At 33.4% G+C, this 18,565-nt stretch carries 18 protein-coding genes and 1 riboswitch; of the genes, 3 read left to right on the forward strand and 15 right to left on the reverse strand.

Translation table 11 applies throughout. The features are described from left to right. Nucleotides 1-60 precede the first annotated feature (60 nt). Nucleotides 61-165, reverse strand: a riboswitch (TPP riboswitch). A gap of 157 nt (nt 166-322) precedes the next feature. Then, complete coding sequence (locus ACFPM4_RS02695; RefSeq protein WP_144920942.1) at nt 323-532, forward strand: hypothetical protein; 210 nt, start codon at nt 323-325, stop codon at nt 530-532. Between the two features lie 608 nt (nt 533-1,140). Here the strand turns inward: ACFPM4_RS02695 and ACFPM4_RS02700 are convergent. From ACFPM4_RS02700 to ACFPM4_RS02720, 5 genes are all read right to left on the reverse strand, one after another. Next, nucleotides 1,141-4,278 (reverse strand): AAA family ATPase, encoded by a 3,138-nt coding sequence (locus tag ACFPM4_RS02700; protein ID WP_465262175.1) that lies wholly within the window; start codon nt 4,276-4,278, stop codon nt 1,141-1,143. Beyond that, on the reverse strand, nt 4,275-5,420 hold the full coding sequence (locus ACFPM4_RS02705) for an exonuclease SbcCD subunit D (RefSeq protein WP_382347441.1): 1,146 nt from the start codon (nt 5,418-5,420) through the stop codon (nt 4,275-4,277). The genes ACFPM4_RS02700 and ACFPM4_RS02705 overlap by 4 nt, the downstream gene beginning before the upstream one ends. Nucleotides 5,421-5,516: 96 nt before the next feature. Then, a complete protein-coding gene (locus ACFPM4_RS02710; RefSeq protein WP_144921046.1) occupies nt 5,517-5,657 on the reverse strand; it encodes a YvrJ family protein in 141 nt (46 codons plus the stop codon). Nucleotides 5,658-5,734: 77 nt separating this feature from the next. Then, the gene (locus ACFPM4_RS02715; protein ID WP_382347444.1) at nt 5,735-5,953 is read right to left on the reverse strand and encodes a DUF2922 domain-containing protein; all 219 of its coding nucleotides are present in this window, start codon (nt 5,951-5,953) and stop codon (nt 5,735-5,737) included. A gap of 33 nt (nt 5,954-5,986) precedes the next feature. Continuing rightward, nucleotides 5,987-6,205, reverse strand: a complete 219-nt coding sequence (locus tag ACFPM4_RS02720) for a DUF1659 domain-containing protein (RefSeq protein ID WP_144920950.1) — start codon at nt 6,203-6,205, stop codon at nt 5,987-5,989. Nucleotides 6,206-6,392: 187 nt separating this feature from the next. Between ACFPM4_RS02720 and ACFPM4_RS02725 the strand changes: the two genes are divergently transcribed. Next, nucleotides 6,393-6,827, forward strand: a complete 435-nt coding sequence (locus ACFPM4_RS02725; protein ID WP_144921048.1) for a DUF2621 domain-containing protein — start codon at nt 6,393-6,395, stop codon at nt 6,825-6,827. Nucleotides 6,828-6,865: 38 nt separating this feature from the next. Here ACFPM4_RS02725 and ACFPM4_RS02730 read toward each other — a convergent pair whose 3' ends face one another. The 8 genes from ACFPM4_RS02730 to yneA form a co-directional block, all read right to left on the reverse strand. After that, on the reverse strand, nt 6,866-7,576 hold the full coding sequence (locus ACFPM4_RS02730) for a cytochrome c biogenesis CcdA family protein (protein WP_144920952.1): 711 nt from the start codon (nt 7,574-7,576) through the stop codon (nt 6,866-6,868). A 369-nt stretch (nt 7,577-7,945) separates the two neighbouring features. Next, nucleotides 7,946-8,533, reverse strand: coding sequence for a hypothetical protein (locus tag ACFPM4_RS02735; RefSeq protein ID WP_382347448.1), 588 nt, complete (start codon nt 8,531-8,533; stop codon nt 7,946-7,948). A 418-nt stretch (nt 8,534-8,951) separates the two neighbouring features. Beyond that, a complete protein-coding gene (locus ACFPM4_RS02740) occupies nt 8,952-9,167 on the reverse strand; it encodes a YneF family protein (protein ID WP_144920956.1) in 216 nt (71 codons plus the stop codon). Between the two features lie 77 nt (nt 9,168-9,244). After that, on the reverse strand, nt 9,245-9,685 hold the full coding sequence (sirA, locus tag ACFPM4_RS02745) for a sporulation inhibitor of replication protein SirA (protein ID WP_382347451.1): 441 nt from the start codon (nt 9,683-9,685) through the stop codon (nt 9,245-9,247). Nucleotides 9,686-9,847: 162 nt separating this feature from the next. Then, a complete protein-coding gene (gene tkt / locus ACFPM4_RS02750) occupies nt 9,848-11,854 on the reverse strand; it encodes a transketolase (protein WP_382347454.1) in 2,007 nt (668 codons plus the stop codon). A 135-nt stretch (nt 11,855-11,989) separates the two neighbouring features. After that, complete coding sequence (locus ACFPM4_RS02755; protein WP_144920962.1) at nt 11,990-12,223, reverse strand: DUF896 domain-containing protein; 234 nt, start codon at nt 12,221-12,223, stop codon at nt 11,990-11,992. Between the two features lie 128 nt (nt 12,224-12,351). After that, on the reverse strand, nt 12,352-13,008 hold the full coding sequence (locus tag ACFPM4_RS02760; protein WP_382347458.1) for a YneB family resolvase-like protein: 657 nt from the start codon (nt 13,006-13,008) through the stop codon (nt 12,352-12,354). Between the two features lie 18 nt (nt 13,009-13,026). Then, nucleotides 13,027-13,341, reverse strand: a complete 315-nt coding sequence (yneA, locus tag ACFPM4_RS02765; protein ID WP_382347461.1) for a cell division suppressor protein YneA — start codon at nt 13,339-13,341, stop codon at nt 13,027-13,029. A 161-nt stretch (nt 13,342-13,502) separates the two neighbouring features. Between yneA and lexA the strand changes: the two genes are divergently transcribed. Continuing rightward, nucleotides 13,503-14,126, forward strand: a complete 624-nt coding sequence (lexA, locus tag ACFPM4_RS02770) for a transcriptional repressor LexA (RefSeq protein ID WP_382347464.1) — start codon at nt 13,503-13,505, stop codon at nt 14,124-14,126. Between the two features lie 55 nt (nt 14,127-14,181). Here lexA and spoIIP read toward each other — a convergent pair whose 3' ends face one another. After that, nucleotides 14,182-15,282 carry a stage II sporulation protein P gene (gene spoIIP, locus ACFPM4_RS02775; RefSeq protein WP_382347467.1) on the reverse strand — a complete coding sequence of 367 codons (1,101 nt, stop codon included), beginning with the start codon at nt 15,280-15,282 and terminating at the stop codon, nt 14,182-14,184. A gap of 158 nt (nt 15,283-15,440) precedes the next feature. Then, nucleotides 15,441-18,188, reverse strand: a complete 2,748-nt coding sequence (gene ppc, locus ACFPM4_RS02780; RefSeq protein ID WP_144920971.1) for a phosphoenolpyruvate carboxylase — start codon at nt 18,186-18,188, stop codon at nt 15,441-15,443. Between the last annotated feature and the right edge of the window lie 377 nt (nt 18,189-18,565).

Here is an 18,565-nt window from a genome sequence, read left to right on the forward strand (position 1 = left end):
CAAAAAACCGCTCCCTGATTAGGAAGCGGCAAACCATTTTATGAACAGAAATCACAACATAAAAAAGTAAGCCTGCTTCCCTACGCTGGTATCATCCAGATCAGGTTCAAAGGGTTTCATCTTTAATTGATTTCTCTCAGCCATTCGGCTCCCCTAGCAGACAACATGTTATTTAATTTTATAATTCATTTTATCATTAAAATTCAAGATAGCAAATATTTGTAATATTTTCGTTCTTTTTTCTTATTTTTTCTTATTTTTTTCATAGCCTACACCTCATTTTTAGGTTGTACATAGAATATGGATAAGGAGGTGAATGAAAATGAATTTGTTAAATGGTACAGATTCACTTTACCTTACAGTAGTACTTGCAGCATATGCTATCCTTGGGTTAACACTAATTCCAGCAACAGCAGCACTTTTAAGCTCATTCTTAGTTGCCTTGCAAATTATTGCGATTATCGTCATCGTGTTATTTGCAGGAGCCGTCATTATCAGAGGATTACTAAAACTCTTTGGCTCCTTTAGATAACATTAATGAAACAACGGCTTAAAAAGCCGTTGTTTCTAATTTGTTAAAATCTCCATACACAATAAACTTCAAATCATGTTATGTTATATAAAAGTATACATAATATTGATTTGAAAGAGGGATTACATTGGACTTAACATTAATCGCCACATTTCTAGGCGGATTCATGTTTATCATGTTTATTTCTGCAATTATCATCTTTCTTATTTATAACAGGAAATCCTAAACTTCTCATAATTAAAACAGTTGTAAGACTTAAAAGCCAAACTAATTTTCTAGTTTGGCTTTTATTTTTATCACATGTTCGCGGAAAGCGTAGTGTATTTCCGAAGCGGTATACATACACTAATATCATTCAGATTTGATGCTACTTAATATAAATTTCTTCCAACACCTTTATTTACTTTTACGAATTAATCTTGATTTTTTATATACTGTTATATTGATCCATGCTGAAGCAACAGTAATGATAATAAGCGCTATACCAATGAAATAATATTGAAGTTTCATTGCGAATGCAGTAAATACAAGTAAACTTACTGTGATAAACCAGCTAAAAAGTAGTATGGATATTAAATATGCCTTTTCGATTATCTCTCACCACCATGTTAATTACCGATAAAATAAAAATCAGCTTTACTGCCCTCGTGACTTGCACTAACTTCCAAGCGTGCATCAATCCGTTCTTTTAACTCTGGAACATGTGAAATGATACCCACAAGTCTGCCGCTACTTTGGATGTCCATTAAGGCTTCTATTGCATTATCGAGGGATTCTGGATCAAGTGTACCAAAACCTTCATCAATAAACATTGTTTCAAGTGATACACCACCTGCATTTTCTTGTACTACATCTGATAGTCCTAATGCAAGTGATAGAGCTGCTTTAAAACTCTCACCACCAGACAATGTTTTCACATGTCGCTCTTGTCCAGTATATTGGTCAAATACAAGTAATTCTAAACCACTTTGTACATTTCCTTTTGATCTACTTTCATTCCTAATTAATTCAAATCTTCCACTTGTCATCTTTAATAAACGAATATTTGCAGCACGTAATATATCATCTAAAAAAGACCCAAGTACAAATCTTTCAAAAGATATGCGCAATTCATTTTGACCTTTTGTAATATCGGCTAGATGACCGATCGTGTTGTATTGATTCTCTAATTGTTTAATCTCATCATTAATTTTGTTAACTTGTATTTGCACGTCTTCATTCTTTTTTATATTCCAATAAATTCTGCTATGTTGTTCTTCTAATTCTTTTAATCTCTGTTCTACAACATGTAAATTTTGTGTTAATACTTCTAATTTTGGTGATTGTTTCCCTTTTAAGTTTGTTTCATAATCGGTAATTCGATCACGAACAGATCGTAGTTCTTCATGATGCGAACGAATCTTTTGGTGTAATAGTTCTATCTCATTACTCGATTTCTTTGCTTCATGATAATCGGTATATGATTCGAATTGTTCATTTTCTAGCATTTCTAAAAATACATTACGTTCAGAAGTTAATTTTTCTGTTGCATTTTTGACATTAGCAGTAATATTCTCTACTGTACCTTTCAAATGTGCAAGAGCTTCATTTAAATTCGTATACGTATTCCGAGCTTGTTCTAATCTTTGGTCCATAAGCGTTAACTTTTTTTGCAACTTTTCCACTTTACGATCGTAGTTATCTTTTTCTCTTATGTCTTCTGGAATCATCTCGCTTAATTTTTGTACCGTTGCAGATGCTTGAGTAAAAGATATTGAAAGGTTTCTCTCTAGTTCAACAAGTTTATCCATATTAGCTGTTTGATTTGTTACGTTACTTTCCAATTCCTGAACTGCTTTTTCCATTAATGGTATTTGTTTCAGATCATTTTGAAAGTTACTTAATTCGAATCGAAGTTTCTTGATCTTATCATTATAATAATATTGATGATTTTTTGTATCTTCCAGTTTAAATGAAGGGATGGAAGTCAAAATAATTTGCTGTAATTCATTTCTATTTTCAATCGTCATTTCATATTCTGTATTATATTTCACTAGTACACTTTCTAATGATGTCTGTTGTTTTTGAAGTTCATCCACTCTTCTTTTTGCTGCTTTTACATCTTCTTGATTCGGAAAATCAGATTCTAATTCTGCAATCTTTGGATGATCTGTTGATCCACAGACAGGGCATGGTATTCCTTCAGATAAGGATGCTGCCAAATGCCCAGCTTGTCCTTTAAGCCATCTATCCTCTATATCATCTAAAGTAGCTTGTGCGTCCGTTAATGCACTCTTGATACCTGATAATTCCATAGATAACTCTTTCACTTTTGTTTCTAATCGGCTTGATTTTTCCGTAATTTCTAATAAACTATTTAACGATTTTATTATGTTCTCCATCGTTGTTGCTTGACTTTCTAATTCAAATGTTGATATTTTTAATTCTTTTAAACTCTCCAGTTTAGTTCGTTTTTCATTTAATTCTTTTTGATTTTTCTCGTTTTTTATTTTTTCAGTTTCAATAGAATGTTGACATTTATTCCACTCAACTTCTATTTTTCTAAGTTCATTATGACGTGTTGCAAAGGAGTACACATCGTCTTGCAACGACTGTAATTTCAATAATTCACTTTTTAATTCATCTCTTACTTGGATTTGTTGCTCTTCTTTTAATAGATTTTCACGTGCAATCTTCCACTGATGTTCCATGTTTTTCAAAGCAGTATCTTCTTTTTCTAACATTTTCTTATATCCATCAAGCTCTTTCTTGATACGATGACAAAGCTCTTCTTGGTTTTGAAGTTTATTTGCTTTTTGAGCCCGCTCAATATCTAATGAGTACTTGTCTATTTCTTGTTGCCTATTCATTAATATTATTTTCTTTGATTTCAATTCTTCCAGTACCCTAAATTGTTTTAACAAATCTTCAGCAGCATCTACTTGCCGTTTTGCTTCATCCCGCTTCAACTTCTCTTGCTCTATCTTTATAGTTAATTGATTAGATTGTTTGTACATTTTTTCTAATTGTTCACTGAGAAGTTCAAGAATATATGTGTCATTTAAACTTTCTTCTAGAAGTGCATTTTCTAATTCTTCATTTTCCTCAAAGACTATACCCTTTAATAATCGTTCTCTTTCTTTACCCCCACTATCTACTTGCCTTTTTAATACATTAGCATTTTCCTTCAGTTTTTCTTCTATTTTTTTATATAACTCGGTATGGAAGAGTCGTTGTAATATCACTTCTTTTTCACGGCTATCTGAGGTTAATAATTTTCTGAATTCCCCTTGTGGGATCATTAAAATTTGTTTAAATTGGTTTGCATCTAACCCAATAATTTCTTTTATTTTTTCATCTGTATCTCTGACGTTTGCAGCAAGTAATTGTTGTTCGCCATTATCATTTATTTCATAAAGTTCTGCTTTCGCATTAATTACAGTATATCCTTCACCGCGAGTTTTCTTTTTTTCTTGCTGTGGCGACCGAATAATATAGTATATTTTTCCTTTTAGAGAAAATTGTAAAGATACTTCTGTTAAAACTTCATCTTGCGCGAATTGACTTCTTAAGTCAGAACTAGCGCGATCATCGCCACTTGCTTTCCCATAAATTGCGAAACTAATTCCATCAAATATCGTTGTCTTTCCAGAGCCTGTTTTCCCTGAGATAACAAACATCGTCCTATTTCCTAGTTTCGTAAAATCAATCAATTGTTCTCCTGCATATGGACCAAAAGCTTGCATCCTTAACATTAATGGCCTCATACGTGCTCAACCTCTCTTCGCAGCTCATCCACTATATTTGAAATCAATTCCTTCTTTTCTTCAGTAAATTCACTTGATGTCATTTGCTGGTAAAAATCAGTAAACAGTTCAATTTCTGATTTTTGTTTATGATTACCTACTTCATAAGTCTGTTTGTGTTTAGCATCATATTGATCAATTCTTTTCACAAGATGAAGTATGTTAGGATATACTTTTCTCAGTTTATTTATCGGATCTAAAATAGCACCTTCATCTAATAATGTGACTTTTAAATAATCGTCTACTTTTTGTTTTTGATAAAATGCAGGATCTAACAATTCATCTATATATCCACTTATTTCACGCATATCTTTATCTGGCATTAAACTTTTTCTTTCGATATGAAAAGAACCATTTTCGTCGATTTCAACTATGGAAACACTTTTCTTTTGTTTTACTTCAGAAAAAGAATACTTTAATAAGGAGCCTGAATAATACACTGTTTCATGCTTAATTGCGTCTGGACTATGGAGATGACCTAATGCAGTATAAGCAAATGGGGAGAAAGTTTCTGCAGATACACATCCTGACCCGCCTACAGATAACGTACGTTCTGATTCACTTGTTAAACCACCTAATACAAAAGCATGGCCAACAAAAACATTCGGTTCGCGATATGCTATCGTTGTTTCGATTTCATTAACAATTCTACGCATCGCGTCATCATGGGAGTGGATGGAAGAATCATCAAAATAATGTCTTACGATTCCCGGCTCAGTGTAAGGTACTAAATAAAAATTAACTCCATTGATATGAATCGGTTTAAAGCTGTCTTGGATTTTTCCATGTATGAACATTTTACTGTGGCGATACCAAGAAGAACCAAATGATAAACGCTCCGCACTATCATGATTACCTGATATCGATAAAATAGGAGTTTGTAAGTCTATGTTTATTTTAAATAACGTATTTTCTAAAAGTTCAATTGCTTCTGTAGGAGGAACAGAGCGGTCATACAAATCACCTGCAATGACTACAGCATCTGGCTTTTCATCTGCAACTAATTGTATAAACTGATTTAGAATCGTTCTTTGTTCATCTGTCATATATACACCATGGACTAGTTTTCCAAGATGCCAATCTGCAGTATGGATAAATTTCACTCTTCATCACCTCATTTAAGTCTTTTCTACTATTATAGCAAACAGCTAGACAAGTAAATAGCCAACTATTTAACATAGTTGGCTCCTCTTTCCAGGTTATAGACGTTGCATTTTCTCAGGTAGACTTTGAATAGATTGAATAACAGACTCTAATTTCGCTTCAATTCGATACAAAAGATAAAATGTCACGATAATTGGAAATCCTACTTCACTAATAAAGGGTAATACCTGATCGATGATTATCATCTCCTTCGTTTTGAAATAAAAGGAGCTGTCCTAAGAAGTATCATTGTACTTGGACAGCTCCTCATTTATTATAATATCTCGTATTCCGTTACGCTTCGTTCCACGAGACGCGCACCTTTTATTTCACTATAAGAGTTACCGTCACTATCGATAAACACATTTGACTCAATGATAGATTGCATTGCTGATTTTACCGCTTCTGTGTCAATCGGTTCTTGTGGATCGTCTACTGTAATTCTTGTAGTTTTTCCTAAATCAGTAAGGAAAATTAATTCTAATACTTTCATATTGCCACCTCCTTTCTATTACATAACATGTAGTTATTCATCAATATTTAGTGTGTCATTACGCTCAATCTCCCATATCGCCTCTGCTTTCAAGCTACCAATTGCTTGAGCTGCTTGATATAGCTGATCAGCATCTGCTTCTTGGCGAATATTATTGTATGTCTTACTCTTATACACAGGCTTGTTGTCTTCATCAAAACCATAATCAAAAATCAACCTTAATCTTGATGCTTTTAATACTGCATTTGCCATGCTGTTCACCCCCTCTCACTGTTTATATAGAAATGAACTACGATAAAAGACACCCTAAAATATAAAAGATGTCATATTTATGAAAACTAGCGTTATTACTAATACGTTTATCCTTGTTTACTTGTCATTCCGATTTTGTATTGGCTATAATAAAAGGGACTGGTTTGGGTTAAGAGAGGTGAAAGTAATGCAACTTGATGGTTGGTTTTTATGGTTTATTTTGTTTTGGACAGTCGTATTAATAACATTTTTTGCCATTGGTGGCTTCTTTATGTTTCGAAAGTTTTTAAAACGTCTACCTAAAGCAGATGGAAAATCCGATATGGATTGGGAAGAATATTATGTTAGTAAAACTAGTAAGCTTTGGAATGATGAGGAGAAAGAATTACTAGATGAACTTGTCAGTCCTGTACCAGAGCTATTTCGAGATATTGCTAGGCAAAAAATTGCTGGTAAAATTGGTGAATTAGCTTTAAATGAAAAGTTAAAGAGGATTGATACTGACGTGATAATTAGAGGGTACATAATCGCAACACCGAAACGTGATCATAAATTTTTACGAAAAAAATTAGATGAATTAAAAATAGATGTTTCGCCTTACGAACATTTATTTGAACAATAAAAAATGCAGCTCTTTTATTGAGCTGCATTTTTCTTTCCTTAGAAACCAGTAAAATCACCGAAGAACAACGAGAAAAAACTAATGATTAATGTTAAACCATCAAAAAATAATATAATACCAACAATGATCATGATGATTCCGCCAATTTTCATGATCTTCACATTGTGTTTGCGAATCCAATTCATTCTGCCAATAAAGAAAGATAAAATAAAGAATGGTATCGCAAATCCTAATGTGTACGCAATCATATAGAACATTCCCGAACCAGGATTAGTTGCTGCAAGACTTAATACAACCATTAAAATAGGACCTGTACAAGGCGTCCAGCCGGCAGCAAATGCCATTCCTATTAATGATGTACCAATATATCCAGCAGGACGATTCTTAAATTCAAAGCGACGATCCTTCATTAAAAATTCTGGAGATAAAACACCGGCTATTATTAAACCAAATAAAACAATAAAAATGGCCCCTATTCGCCTAATCAAGTCTTGATAGTCTTGAAAAACAGTTCCGATAAAGGAAGAACCAAATCCTAAAGCTATAAATATAACCGAAAACCCTAGTAAGAAAAAGAGCGTATGTAACATACTTCGTTTTCTAAACATCGCATTTTCATTTTTCAAGTCACTTACAGACATACCAGTTATATAAGATAAGAACGCTGGGTATAAAGGTAAGCAGCAAGGTGAAATAAAACTTAAAAAGCCTGCACCAAAAGCAATAAATATATTTATATTTTCAGCCAAATAAAATGACACCTCCAAAACTTATATCACCATTCTACCAAATTTCACACAAGTTAGTGTGAACCTTGTGTGAAAGCTATTTCCATAAAAAAAGGTTCCAATGGATACCCAGCCATTATAGACTCATTAGATTTTTCATTGACCATAAAAAAACCTCTATCATTTCATTCTTTAATAGAAAGACTCTGTTAAAGTTCATTGTTGTTAACAACTTAGTTGATTGTAGCGGATGTACACGAGACTCCAGCGGGAACAGCACGAGCCGAAGATCCACTTGGCAAAGCGGTTTTTCTTTGCCAAGTTAGCTGAGGCCGTGCCCGCGGAAAGCGAGTGTACAGGAGCGAAAATCAACAACAGCGTTTAACAGAGCTAATAAAAAAAATCATAACCTTTATATCTTTCACGGTATGGGTTACCAGTACTAATTGTTAGTTCAGTATAACCTACGTCCAATTCATTGCCAGTATACTTAACTAGGTGTAAAACAAAGGTTCCAATTTCAGCATCACCATATAATTCTTGATTATTAATTAACTTTGCTAACTGGACACTTTTATACTCAATAATAGTTTCCGTATAATCTTCATTTATAATAAAATCATTCTGGCGTTTTTTTACAGCATCTGGTGGTATTAAAGTGTTCCCTAATTCTAACACTTCATCTAGCGTTCTAAATGGATTGTCAGTGGACTCAAAATTGATGGAAAGATGTGCAACGAGCTCCTCATTTGTAGAAGTTATTGGAGTAGACACAAAGATGTGCTCAGCCTCAAAAAAATAACCTCCTGATATATATTTGGCATTTCCATATTTTTCTTTTAAAGTTCCTAGTGAACTACCAAGGCCAACAATATTGTTAATTTTTTTTTCTTCGTTTTCATGTTCTTTATATATAGTATAGGTAGTAATAAATACTAATAACAAAATAATACCTGTGATTTGAAAAGACTTCTTCACATTTTATCACTTCCTTATGTACAATAATTTCATTCATTATTATTTATAAGAGGTAATTAAATTCTGTCATAGCACTCTATTATCCTCTGATTTATCTCATTAAAATTATTAGTAGTAAACCCCGACATTTTTCTATAACTTAGGTCTATTTTACCATTAACAAGTAATTCATAATAGTCACAATGGAAGTTATTTTCAGGTAAATCAAATGTGCAACAAACACTACAATGACATAATAAAAACCACCTTTCTTGATAAACTTTCATCAGAAAAAGTGGTTTAGTTACGAAAATACAAAAGATAAAACTAATTTGAAAACTACCTTTTTAATGAAGAATTCACCCATATGGGTATATTCATAAAGACAGTTCTAACAAAATGAAATAGGTAAAAGGTTGCTTATAAAGCAACCTTTTTATTATTTCATTTGTTTATTCATTGCTTGCATCATTTGATTGATTTTCTTTTGTGATGGCTTCATACCCATTTGCATCATCATCATTTTCAGCATTTGTTCATTAATAGGTGGATTCTTTTTTAAATATGTCATCATATATTTACGGGCAATAAAGAACCCGAGGGCTACACCAGCTACAAGAGCTAAAATGCCGGTTAAAAGATACCAATACCACATACGTTTTCCTCCTTCAAGTTGTCTACACCTCAGTTTACTAAATCCACAACTAATTTACAATAATCGACAACGATAATTCAAACGAATTTCCTCTCTTTTATTGGTTTTACCCAACCATATTGATTATGTTCCATATCCATTGCTAGAAAACGGCCATCGAATTTGCGCAATGCTTCAAAAAAAGCAGATTCAGCGGAATAACCTCCCCATGCTTTTAATTGCAGACTTCTTTCTCCTACAGTTAATTCCGCACCTTCTTCATCACTATTTGTTCTAACACAGTATACTTTTCCTTTAATATAAAATTCTTTTCTTTGAACGAAGTGTGATAAATGTTTATGCAATTCCAAATATGGGAGGGGTTTTGTTATGTATTGAATTTGTTTTTGAACAACAGTTTGTAATGCCCCTTTTTCTTTTGACTGAGCAATAAAAAGTTCTACAAATTTATTTTCTCGACCATAAAAGTATTCAGCAAATTCATCTTCTATTAAATAAATAAGATAGACTCTCATCATAGATTATCACTCCTCTGTCATCTTTACTATCATTGTAGACGAGGTTCGTTGAAAATAATGTCTAATAGTGTACTTATTGATAATTATTCTTTAAAAATGTTTTATTTCCTGCAAAAAAACAAAAAAAAGAGAGGAAAATATCCTCTCTTCATGTTTATATTATTATTTTTGAACTAATGTAGTAACTTTCTCTACTACATTACTTACGGAGAATCCATATTCAGGTAAAATAACTTTTTCTGGAGCAGATGCACCAAAACGATCAATAGCAATAACATCGCCTTCATCGCCAATGTATTTATGCCAGCCAAAAGAAGCTCCCATTTCAATAGCTAGACGTTTTTTCACAGTTGGTGAAAGTACAGAATCCTTGTACTCTTTTGATTGTGCATCAAAGCGATCCCAAGATGGCATACTTACAACGGATACATTAATCCCTTTGCTTGCAAGCTCTTTTTGCGCTTCAACAGCTAGGCTAACTTCAGAACCAGTTGCTAGTAACAGTGCATCTACATTGTTTCCAGATGCAGGTGATACAATATATGCTCCTTTTTCTACACCTTCATATGCTTTTTCAGCAGTTCCTGGTAAGGTAGGTAGATTTTGACGTGTTAATACAAGAGCAGTTGGTTTATTTTTTGATTGAACTGCTAGACGCCATGCTGCTGCTGTTTCGTTCGCATCACCTGGTCGGATAATGGAAAGTCCTGGCATAGCACGTAGAGATGCAAGTTGCTCTACAGGTTCATGTGTTGGACCATCTTCCCCTACTGCAATACTATCATGTGTAAATACGTATGTTACTGGTAATCCCATTAGTGCAGCAAGACGGATTGCAGGACGTAAATAATCAGAGAATACGAAGAAAGTACCTCCAAATACTTTAACTCCACCATGCAATGCCATACCATTCATCGCAGCACCCATACCAAATTCTCTTACACCAAACCAAATATTTCTTCCAGCATAGTTTTCTGCACTAAAATCTGATTCGCCATTAATTGCAGTTTTATTTGATCCTGCAAGGTCAGCAGCTCCACCTATTAACGATGGAAGATTTTTACTAATTGCATTTAAAACTTCACCACTTGAAGCTCTTGTTGCTAAGCTCTTGCCTTCCTCGTAAACAGGAACAGCTTGATCCCAACCTTCTGGTAGTTCACCAGAAACGGCAACTTCAAATTGTGCTGCTAGTTCAGGATTTTCTTTCTTGTAATTTTCAAAAAGTTGATCCCATTCATTTTCTTTTGCTTTTCCGTGTTGAACAACTTTATTTTCAAAAATTTCATATACCTCAGAAGGTACATGGAAATCTTCTTCAAATGTCCATTTATAATATTCTTTTGTAAGCTTCATTTCATCTTCACCAAGTGGTGCACCATGAACATCAGCTTTACCTGACTTGTTTGGAGAACCATAACCAATTACAGTTTTTACTTCAATCATTGTTGGTTTAGATGTTTCCGCTTTCGCAGATTCAATTGCTTTAGCAATTTCTTCAAAGTTATTTCCATCTTCGACACGGATATAATGCCATCCATATGATTTAAAACGATCAGCAACACTTTCAGAGAATGATTTATCTAGTTCTCCATCAAGTGTAATGTCATTAGAATCATATAGTACAACTAGTTTACCTAATTGTAGGTGCCCTGCTAATGAAGCTGCTTCTGAAGCAACACCTTCCATTAAGTCGCCATCTCCACATAGAGCATATGTATAATGGTCTACTAAGTTATAGCCATCTTTATTGTAAACAGATGCTAAATGACGTTCAGCCATTGCCATCCCAACAGCCATCCCAATACCTTGTCCTAATGGACCAGTTGTCGCCTCAACACCAGGTGTATGGCCATACTCAGGATGTCCAGGAGTTTTACTTCCCCATTGACGGAAGTTTTTAATCTCTTCCATGTCTAAACCATAACCAGATAAATGAAGCAAGCTATATAGTAGCATTGATCCATGACCAGCAGAAAGAACAAATCTATCACGGTTAAACCAATTTGGGTTTTTTGGATTATGGTTCATAAAACGAGTCCATAATGTGTATGCCATTGGTGCAGCACCCATTGGTAAACCAGGATGTCCTGAATTAGCCTTTTCAATTGCATCAATTGAAAGAGTTCTAATTGTGTTTACAGCTAATTGATCAGTTTCATTAAACATAACAACAACAACCTTTCTATAGTTTCCTCATTACTATCATAAGGATATTTTGTCGATTAGACAACTATTTTCCGTATTGAAAATGAAAAAAGTTAGAAAATATATAATTTTGTTTAACATTTATTCATAATTTAATTAATGAAGTTTCTTTTTAGCTTGAATATCTTTAACTTTCTGAGGTGTTACGTCTTCCCCAGTCTCATCAAAAATACGGACATTTTCTATTGTTTGCTTCATTGAAGACCGAAATGTCTGTAAATATTCCCCTCTTAATTTGGATTGTTCCTTCGCCTCCTCTTTTGTAAGGCTACCTTCTTTTGCCTTTTTTGCTAATTCATTTATTCTTTGTAATTTTTCTTTAGATAGCATAGAAAGACTCCTTTAACGTTATTGCCTAACTGTTAGTTGGCACAAAAATATGGTACTAAAAAAAAGCACAGATCACAACTGATCTGAACTTTACATAGAATTGGGATATTTTTCAACCCCATATATCATTAAGCTTTCAAATTACTATTGTTTAAATATTCTTGAAAACGTCTATGGACAGTAGCTTTTGAAACATCATACCCAAAACCTCTTAAAGTTGCAGCTATGTCAGCAAATGTCAAGTTATTATTTCTTAATCTAACGATTTCTTCGATTGGTATGTCTTTTCGTTCGCGACCATCTAGATTACCTCTATTTTTTAAATTTCTTTCAGGTCTATAGCCTTTCTCAACAGCCCTTTTCATGCCACGTTGAATCTTTAAATTATGGAGTTTCCTTTGGTATTCTTCTACCATGCTAACTATATTAAGGACCATGGAATCTGCTTCTGAAATGATTAACTCACCATTTTGCGAATAATTATAAACTTGTATATCTTCTTTCATTAAGCAATGGAGTAGCGCAATCTTAGCATTGCCTCTTCCTAATCTAGTTTCGTCCTGAATCAGTACTCCCTGTATTTGAGGATCTACTTTTATCTTCTCTAACATCGTAAATACACCTGGGCGATCTAATTCATATCCACTGGCCTTATCTTTTATTATACTATCAATAGAAAAATTCCATTTATGAGCTGCAGCTATTAATTCTGACTCTTGTCTTTCAAGTGATGTTTCTTGAACATCTTTATTCGTACTCACGCGACAATAAATAATTACTTTCATTTATTATTTCACCTTCATTTATTCATAAGCAATCTGAAATTCGTCATTATTATCAATTTGTAAACCAGGAATTGTTATTATATCACCAGTTTTAATAGACTTGTTATATATTTTATTCTCTTTTTCTATTAATTGTACTACTTCATTTGTTGACATCCCTAATGAATCTGCATAGTTTTCAGCGATGGACCAAATAGAATCACCTTGCTCTACTTTTATACTAACATTCGTATTTTCCTTTTGTTCTGAACTAAATAGAATAAATAAGCCCATTAGAAAAGAAATGATAAAGAATAGGATAATATATGAGTTTTTTTTCAATAAAGTAATCATAAAATAACCTCTTTCGAATATTTGTTCGTATTTTCGTTAATTTGATTATAATGCGAACGTAGGTTTGTGTCAACAGAGAATTCGAACTTATGTTTGTGTATTATTAACTAGTCTGATATAATGTGTTTAAATGAATGTCATTCAAGGGAGAGTGAAATAGATTGATTAAACTATCGAAAAGACAGCAAGATATTCTTGATTTTATAAAACAAGAAGTAAAATCAAAGGGATATCCACCTTCTGTCCGTGAAATCGGAGAAGCTGTTGGACTTGCTTCTAGTTCCACTGTTCACGGGCATTTGGCTAGGTTGGAAAGTAAAGGACTTATTCGAAGAGACCCAACAAAGCCGAGAGCAATTGAAGTATTACAGCTGGAAGAAGACAATATCCCAAAACAAAACACTGTGAATGTACCGTTAGTCGGAAAAGTTACAGCTGGTTTACCTATATCTGCTATTGAAAATATTGAGGAATACTTCCCTCTTCCAGAACAGCTTGTACCTACGGATGAGCAAGTTTTTATGTTAGAAATCGTAGGTGAGAGTATGATTGAAGCTGGTATTCTAGATGGAGATTATGTCATTGTACGTCAACAACATACTGCCAATAATGGTGAAATTGTAGTTGCAATGACGGACGAGGATGAAGCAACTGTTAAGCGATTCTTTAAAGAAAAAGACTATTTCCGCCTACAACCGGAAAATGCTAATATGGAACCGATTATTTTACGAGAAGTTTCTATTTTAGGAAAAGTAATTGGACTATATCGTAATGTAATTCATTAAAGATAAAAATAGAGCCTTCATCATTCATGTTCGTATTTGATAAGGCTCCTTTTTATTATTTACTCACTTCTACAGCTTCTCCCCAATAATACTCACTTATGACGTCAGCTAATGCGTCTACAGTACGATTTAACTCCTCTTGTGTATTATCAATACCTCCTATTTCAATTAACATTGAACCCTCACTTAAATCTTGATTGTAAATTCCGTTATTACCATTCTTTCTTTCTTTTTCAAAAACACCTCTAGATAAACCAGAATACTTCTTTTCTAGTAACTTATGAAGTTTATCAGCTAAATCTAAGTTTTCTTTAAAGTTTGCATGTCCTGTTCCTACTACAAATAAAACACTTGCATAATCTTTTCCTTTAATATTTTTGGTTGTAACGCTTTTTCTAGCAGAATCACGATGAAGATCAAAAACTAAATCTATATCCTTATTTTGCTTTGTTGCTTCTACGACCATTTCACGTGATACGGTATAAGATTGTCCAAAACTCATTCCTCTTTTCACTAATTCTTTTTGAACACTTGATGTTTCTACTAATGTCTTAATACCTCGTTCCTCTAACTTTTTACCAAGTCGCTTTCCAAATTGGGTAATGTTTTTGTCCTTGCTATATGCTAGATTTGGTTTGTTCGTATCTGCCCCTTTTAACATAGGAAAATACGATTCTGTATCATGCGAATGATATATATAAACCTTATAATCTTTTGTTTCTTGTTTTTTATCATCTACTTTTTCATCATCATCCTTATTATCGATATCATCACCCCAAATATCTAAATCTTTTGGCGGTGGTGATTCGATTGGTAGATTTGTAAAATCTGTACCTTCACCAGCAATAAGGATTTTTGGTGTAGCTGCATCTAAACCAGGGATTTCGCTTATTAAATACGTTTTTAAATCTACTAAATTAATATTAGTGAATAATCTCAATGCATTTTTACTTAATGAACTATCCATTTTATTTGGAATGATTGGTTCTAGGGATCGGTTTTCCATCGACATCATATAAAGGAGAGAATCAGTCCTTGAGATATCATTACCTAAAAAAGAGAAGAAGCTTATTCTCACACTGGAAACAGCGATGATAGCAACAAGGCAAAATATACTTATGATTAATAGAGAAGATCGGGCAGCAATTTTTATCATCGTCTTCATTCCTTACATTAATTGTGATTTATACTTATTTATATGAACAAATTAATAGACTATGATTAAAAATTGATAAAGGAGTATAAAGAGGAATATATTGAACAAAAAAACACCCTTGTGAATATCGAAAGTCACAAGAGTGTTTTTTATTTACATCAACCAGTATTTACAAGACCAGCGGCTACGCCATTAATTGTAAGTAATACTTCCGTGACGAGATCTTCCGATGGCTGATCAGTTTCACGAAGTTTCTTAATTAAATCTACTTGTAAGAAATTCAAAGGATCTACATAAGGATTCCTTCTATAAACAGATTCTTGGATATTCGGAGTGTGATCAAGCAATTCTGAATTTCCAGTAATCTTTAATAACATATTTCGAGTACGATTATATTCGTCCGAAATGGTATTGAATATTCTTTGAGCTATATTTTGATCTTCAACTAATGTTAAATATTCCTTAGCTGTCGCAATGTCTGCCTTCATTAATGCCATTTGCAGGTTATTAATAGTGGATCGGAAGAATGGCCATTTTTTATACATCGCTTGTAGCAATTCTAAATTGGATGGATCCTGATTAATAAAGGATTCGATTCCTGTTCCAGCAGCAAACCATGCAGGCACCATTTGTCTAGATTGCGTCCATGCAAACACCCATGGAATTGCGCGCAAATCCTCAAAACGTTGACTATTTTTCCTACTCATTGGTCTAGACCCAATATTTAACGCACCAATTTCATTCAAAGGAGTTGCTTGGTTAAAATACGTTAAGAAATCTTGATCCTCAAAAACGAGGGACTGATATTTTCTTAATGCATACTTGGAGATTTCCTCCATTGCATCTTCCCATTCTTTTTCACGTAAATTTACTAGCTCGGAGGATCTAGAGCGTGCACATGCCTCTAATAAAGCAGATGCAGCCTGTTCTAAATTACGATAAGCAATATCTTCTAGTAAATAACGGGAAGATAAAACCTCTCCTTGCTCTGTAATCTTCACACCATCGCCCAATGTTTCTACTGGTTGGGAAAGAATACTTGTATTTAAGGAACCACCACCACGACCAAGTGATCCACCACGACCATGGAAAAATTTCAATCTAATATTATGTTCACGTGCCATGTTATGGATTTCTTGTTGTGCTTTAAATAGTTTCCAGTTAGCTGTTAGTGTACCACCGTCTTTACTTCCATCAGAATATCCAAGCATAATCTCTTGATGGTTTCCTCGTTTTTCAAGGTGGTTTCGATAAGCTTTCATTTCAAAAAGCTGTTTCATAATCTTTGGTCCAGCAATTAAATCATCAATCGTTTCTAGTAATGGAGCAATATGAAGATCACTTTCCACTGTTCCATCGGCATGAAGACGGTAAATTCCAGCTTCTTTAGCAAGTACTAGAACTTCTAATAAATCACTTGGTGCCTGAGTCATACTTATTAAATAAACTTCAATGGATCGCTTACCAAATTCTTTATGTGCATTTCTTATCATTTTAAATACTTTAATAACTTCTTCTGTTTCTTTTGTGTACCCGCCCTCAAATAATAACAATGGTCGAGGGTCTGTTAACACATTTTGTAGAGTTGCTTGTTTTTCAGCTTCGGACATAGCAGAATAATTATCCGCAATTCCAACAGCTCTCAACATTTCATTTACTGCAGCCTCATGCTCTCCGCTATGATTTCGTATATCTAATGTTGCTAAATGAAAACCAAACAATTCTACTTGTCTAATTAATCTACGGATTGCTTTTAACCTATGATTAAGTGGCTGATGCATTTCTGCGCTATTTTTTACTTGTAATAAATCATTTAGAAATTCTTCAGCGGTACGATAGCCAACATTTGATTTTCCTACTTCACGAATACGTTTAATGATAATCGCAAATTTTCGACGGTATATTTCCGAATCAATTTGCCATCTTTCTTCTTCCTGTAAGTAGTTTTGTTCTTCTTTCACAACAGATTCAATTAGTTCCTTGCTAACTTCAACTCGATTTGTTGACTGACTGAATCGCTTCATTAATTCAACTAGTGACTCATCGTATTTCTTAAGGACAAGTTCACGTTGTAAATTCAAAGTAGTCCAAGTGATATCAGTAGTTACATTAGGATTTCCATCCCTGTCTCCACCGATCCAAGAACCAAAATGCAAGAAATTCGGTACTTCAAATTTATGATCTGTGAAAGTTTCATTTAATTGCAATTCTAATTCTTCATGTACGGAAGGTATAATGTCAAACAATGTTTCATCAAAATAGTACAAACCATTTCTAACTTCATCGAGTACTTTCGGTTTGCGATGTCTTAATTCATCTGTTTGCCATAAAGCCGTTACTTCATTGAATAAGCTATCTTCTAAGTTGATACGGTCTTTTTTGGTGAGGTTATTGCTATCAAGTTGTATTAAAATATTGGAAATTCTTTTTTGAATTTCTAAAACAGATCTTTTTGTTGCTTCTGTAGGATGTGCAGTAATAATTAGTTCGATAGATAAGTCATTTAATACTTCCTCTAGAGCATCTTTGGAAAGATCATACTCCTTCACTCTCGAAACAGCATCTTCTAATGAATATTTTTGGTAGCTATTTTCTTCGAGTAAGTATTGCTTTCTCCTACGTATTCTATGATTTTGTTCTGCAATATTAATCAAGTGAAAATAAATTGAAAAAGCACGAATAACATATTGACGCATAGGTGGTTCTAATGAACTTATTTCATTCTTTAGTTCGTTATATGTCTCTTGGTTATATTCTTTTCTTAAAGTTTTTGTTAGCTCACGAATTGTTTCAACTTTATTGAAAAGCTCCATCCCACCATGATGAATGAGAATCTCTCCAAGAATATTTCCTAGCTTTTTCACATCACTTCTTAACTTAGCGTTGTTGTCGATTGTTTCAATCATAAATCATCCTCCTATTCCCAATGATGCGTATCTTTATCTACTAAATTTTCAATATAAACAGCAGCCATATGAGGAAAATTTTAAAGCGCTATTTACTAATTCATGCAGCAATTATCATATATTAGCAGGGACAGTTTACCTCTCAAAGAGTATAAACTGTCCCTGCTAAAAAGAATTATGTACCACTTGAAAGTACAGTTAATTTTATCACAACTATTTTCCTTGTTCAATAAATATACGAATATTGTAATAAAATATCGAATTAATTCGGAATAATTGGAAATGTCCTTAATATATTGTTTCTTAGATAATGAGGCTGAATATTTTAAAAGAAAGCCAAACTAACTTGAAAAAATTCAAGAAATAGTTTGGCTAGT

It is taken from the genome of Lederbergia graminis, assembly GCF_042655485.1.
In the GTDB taxonomy this organism is placed as follows: Bacteria; Bacillota; Bacilli; order Bacillales; family Bacillaceae_C; genus Lederbergia; species Lederbergia graminis.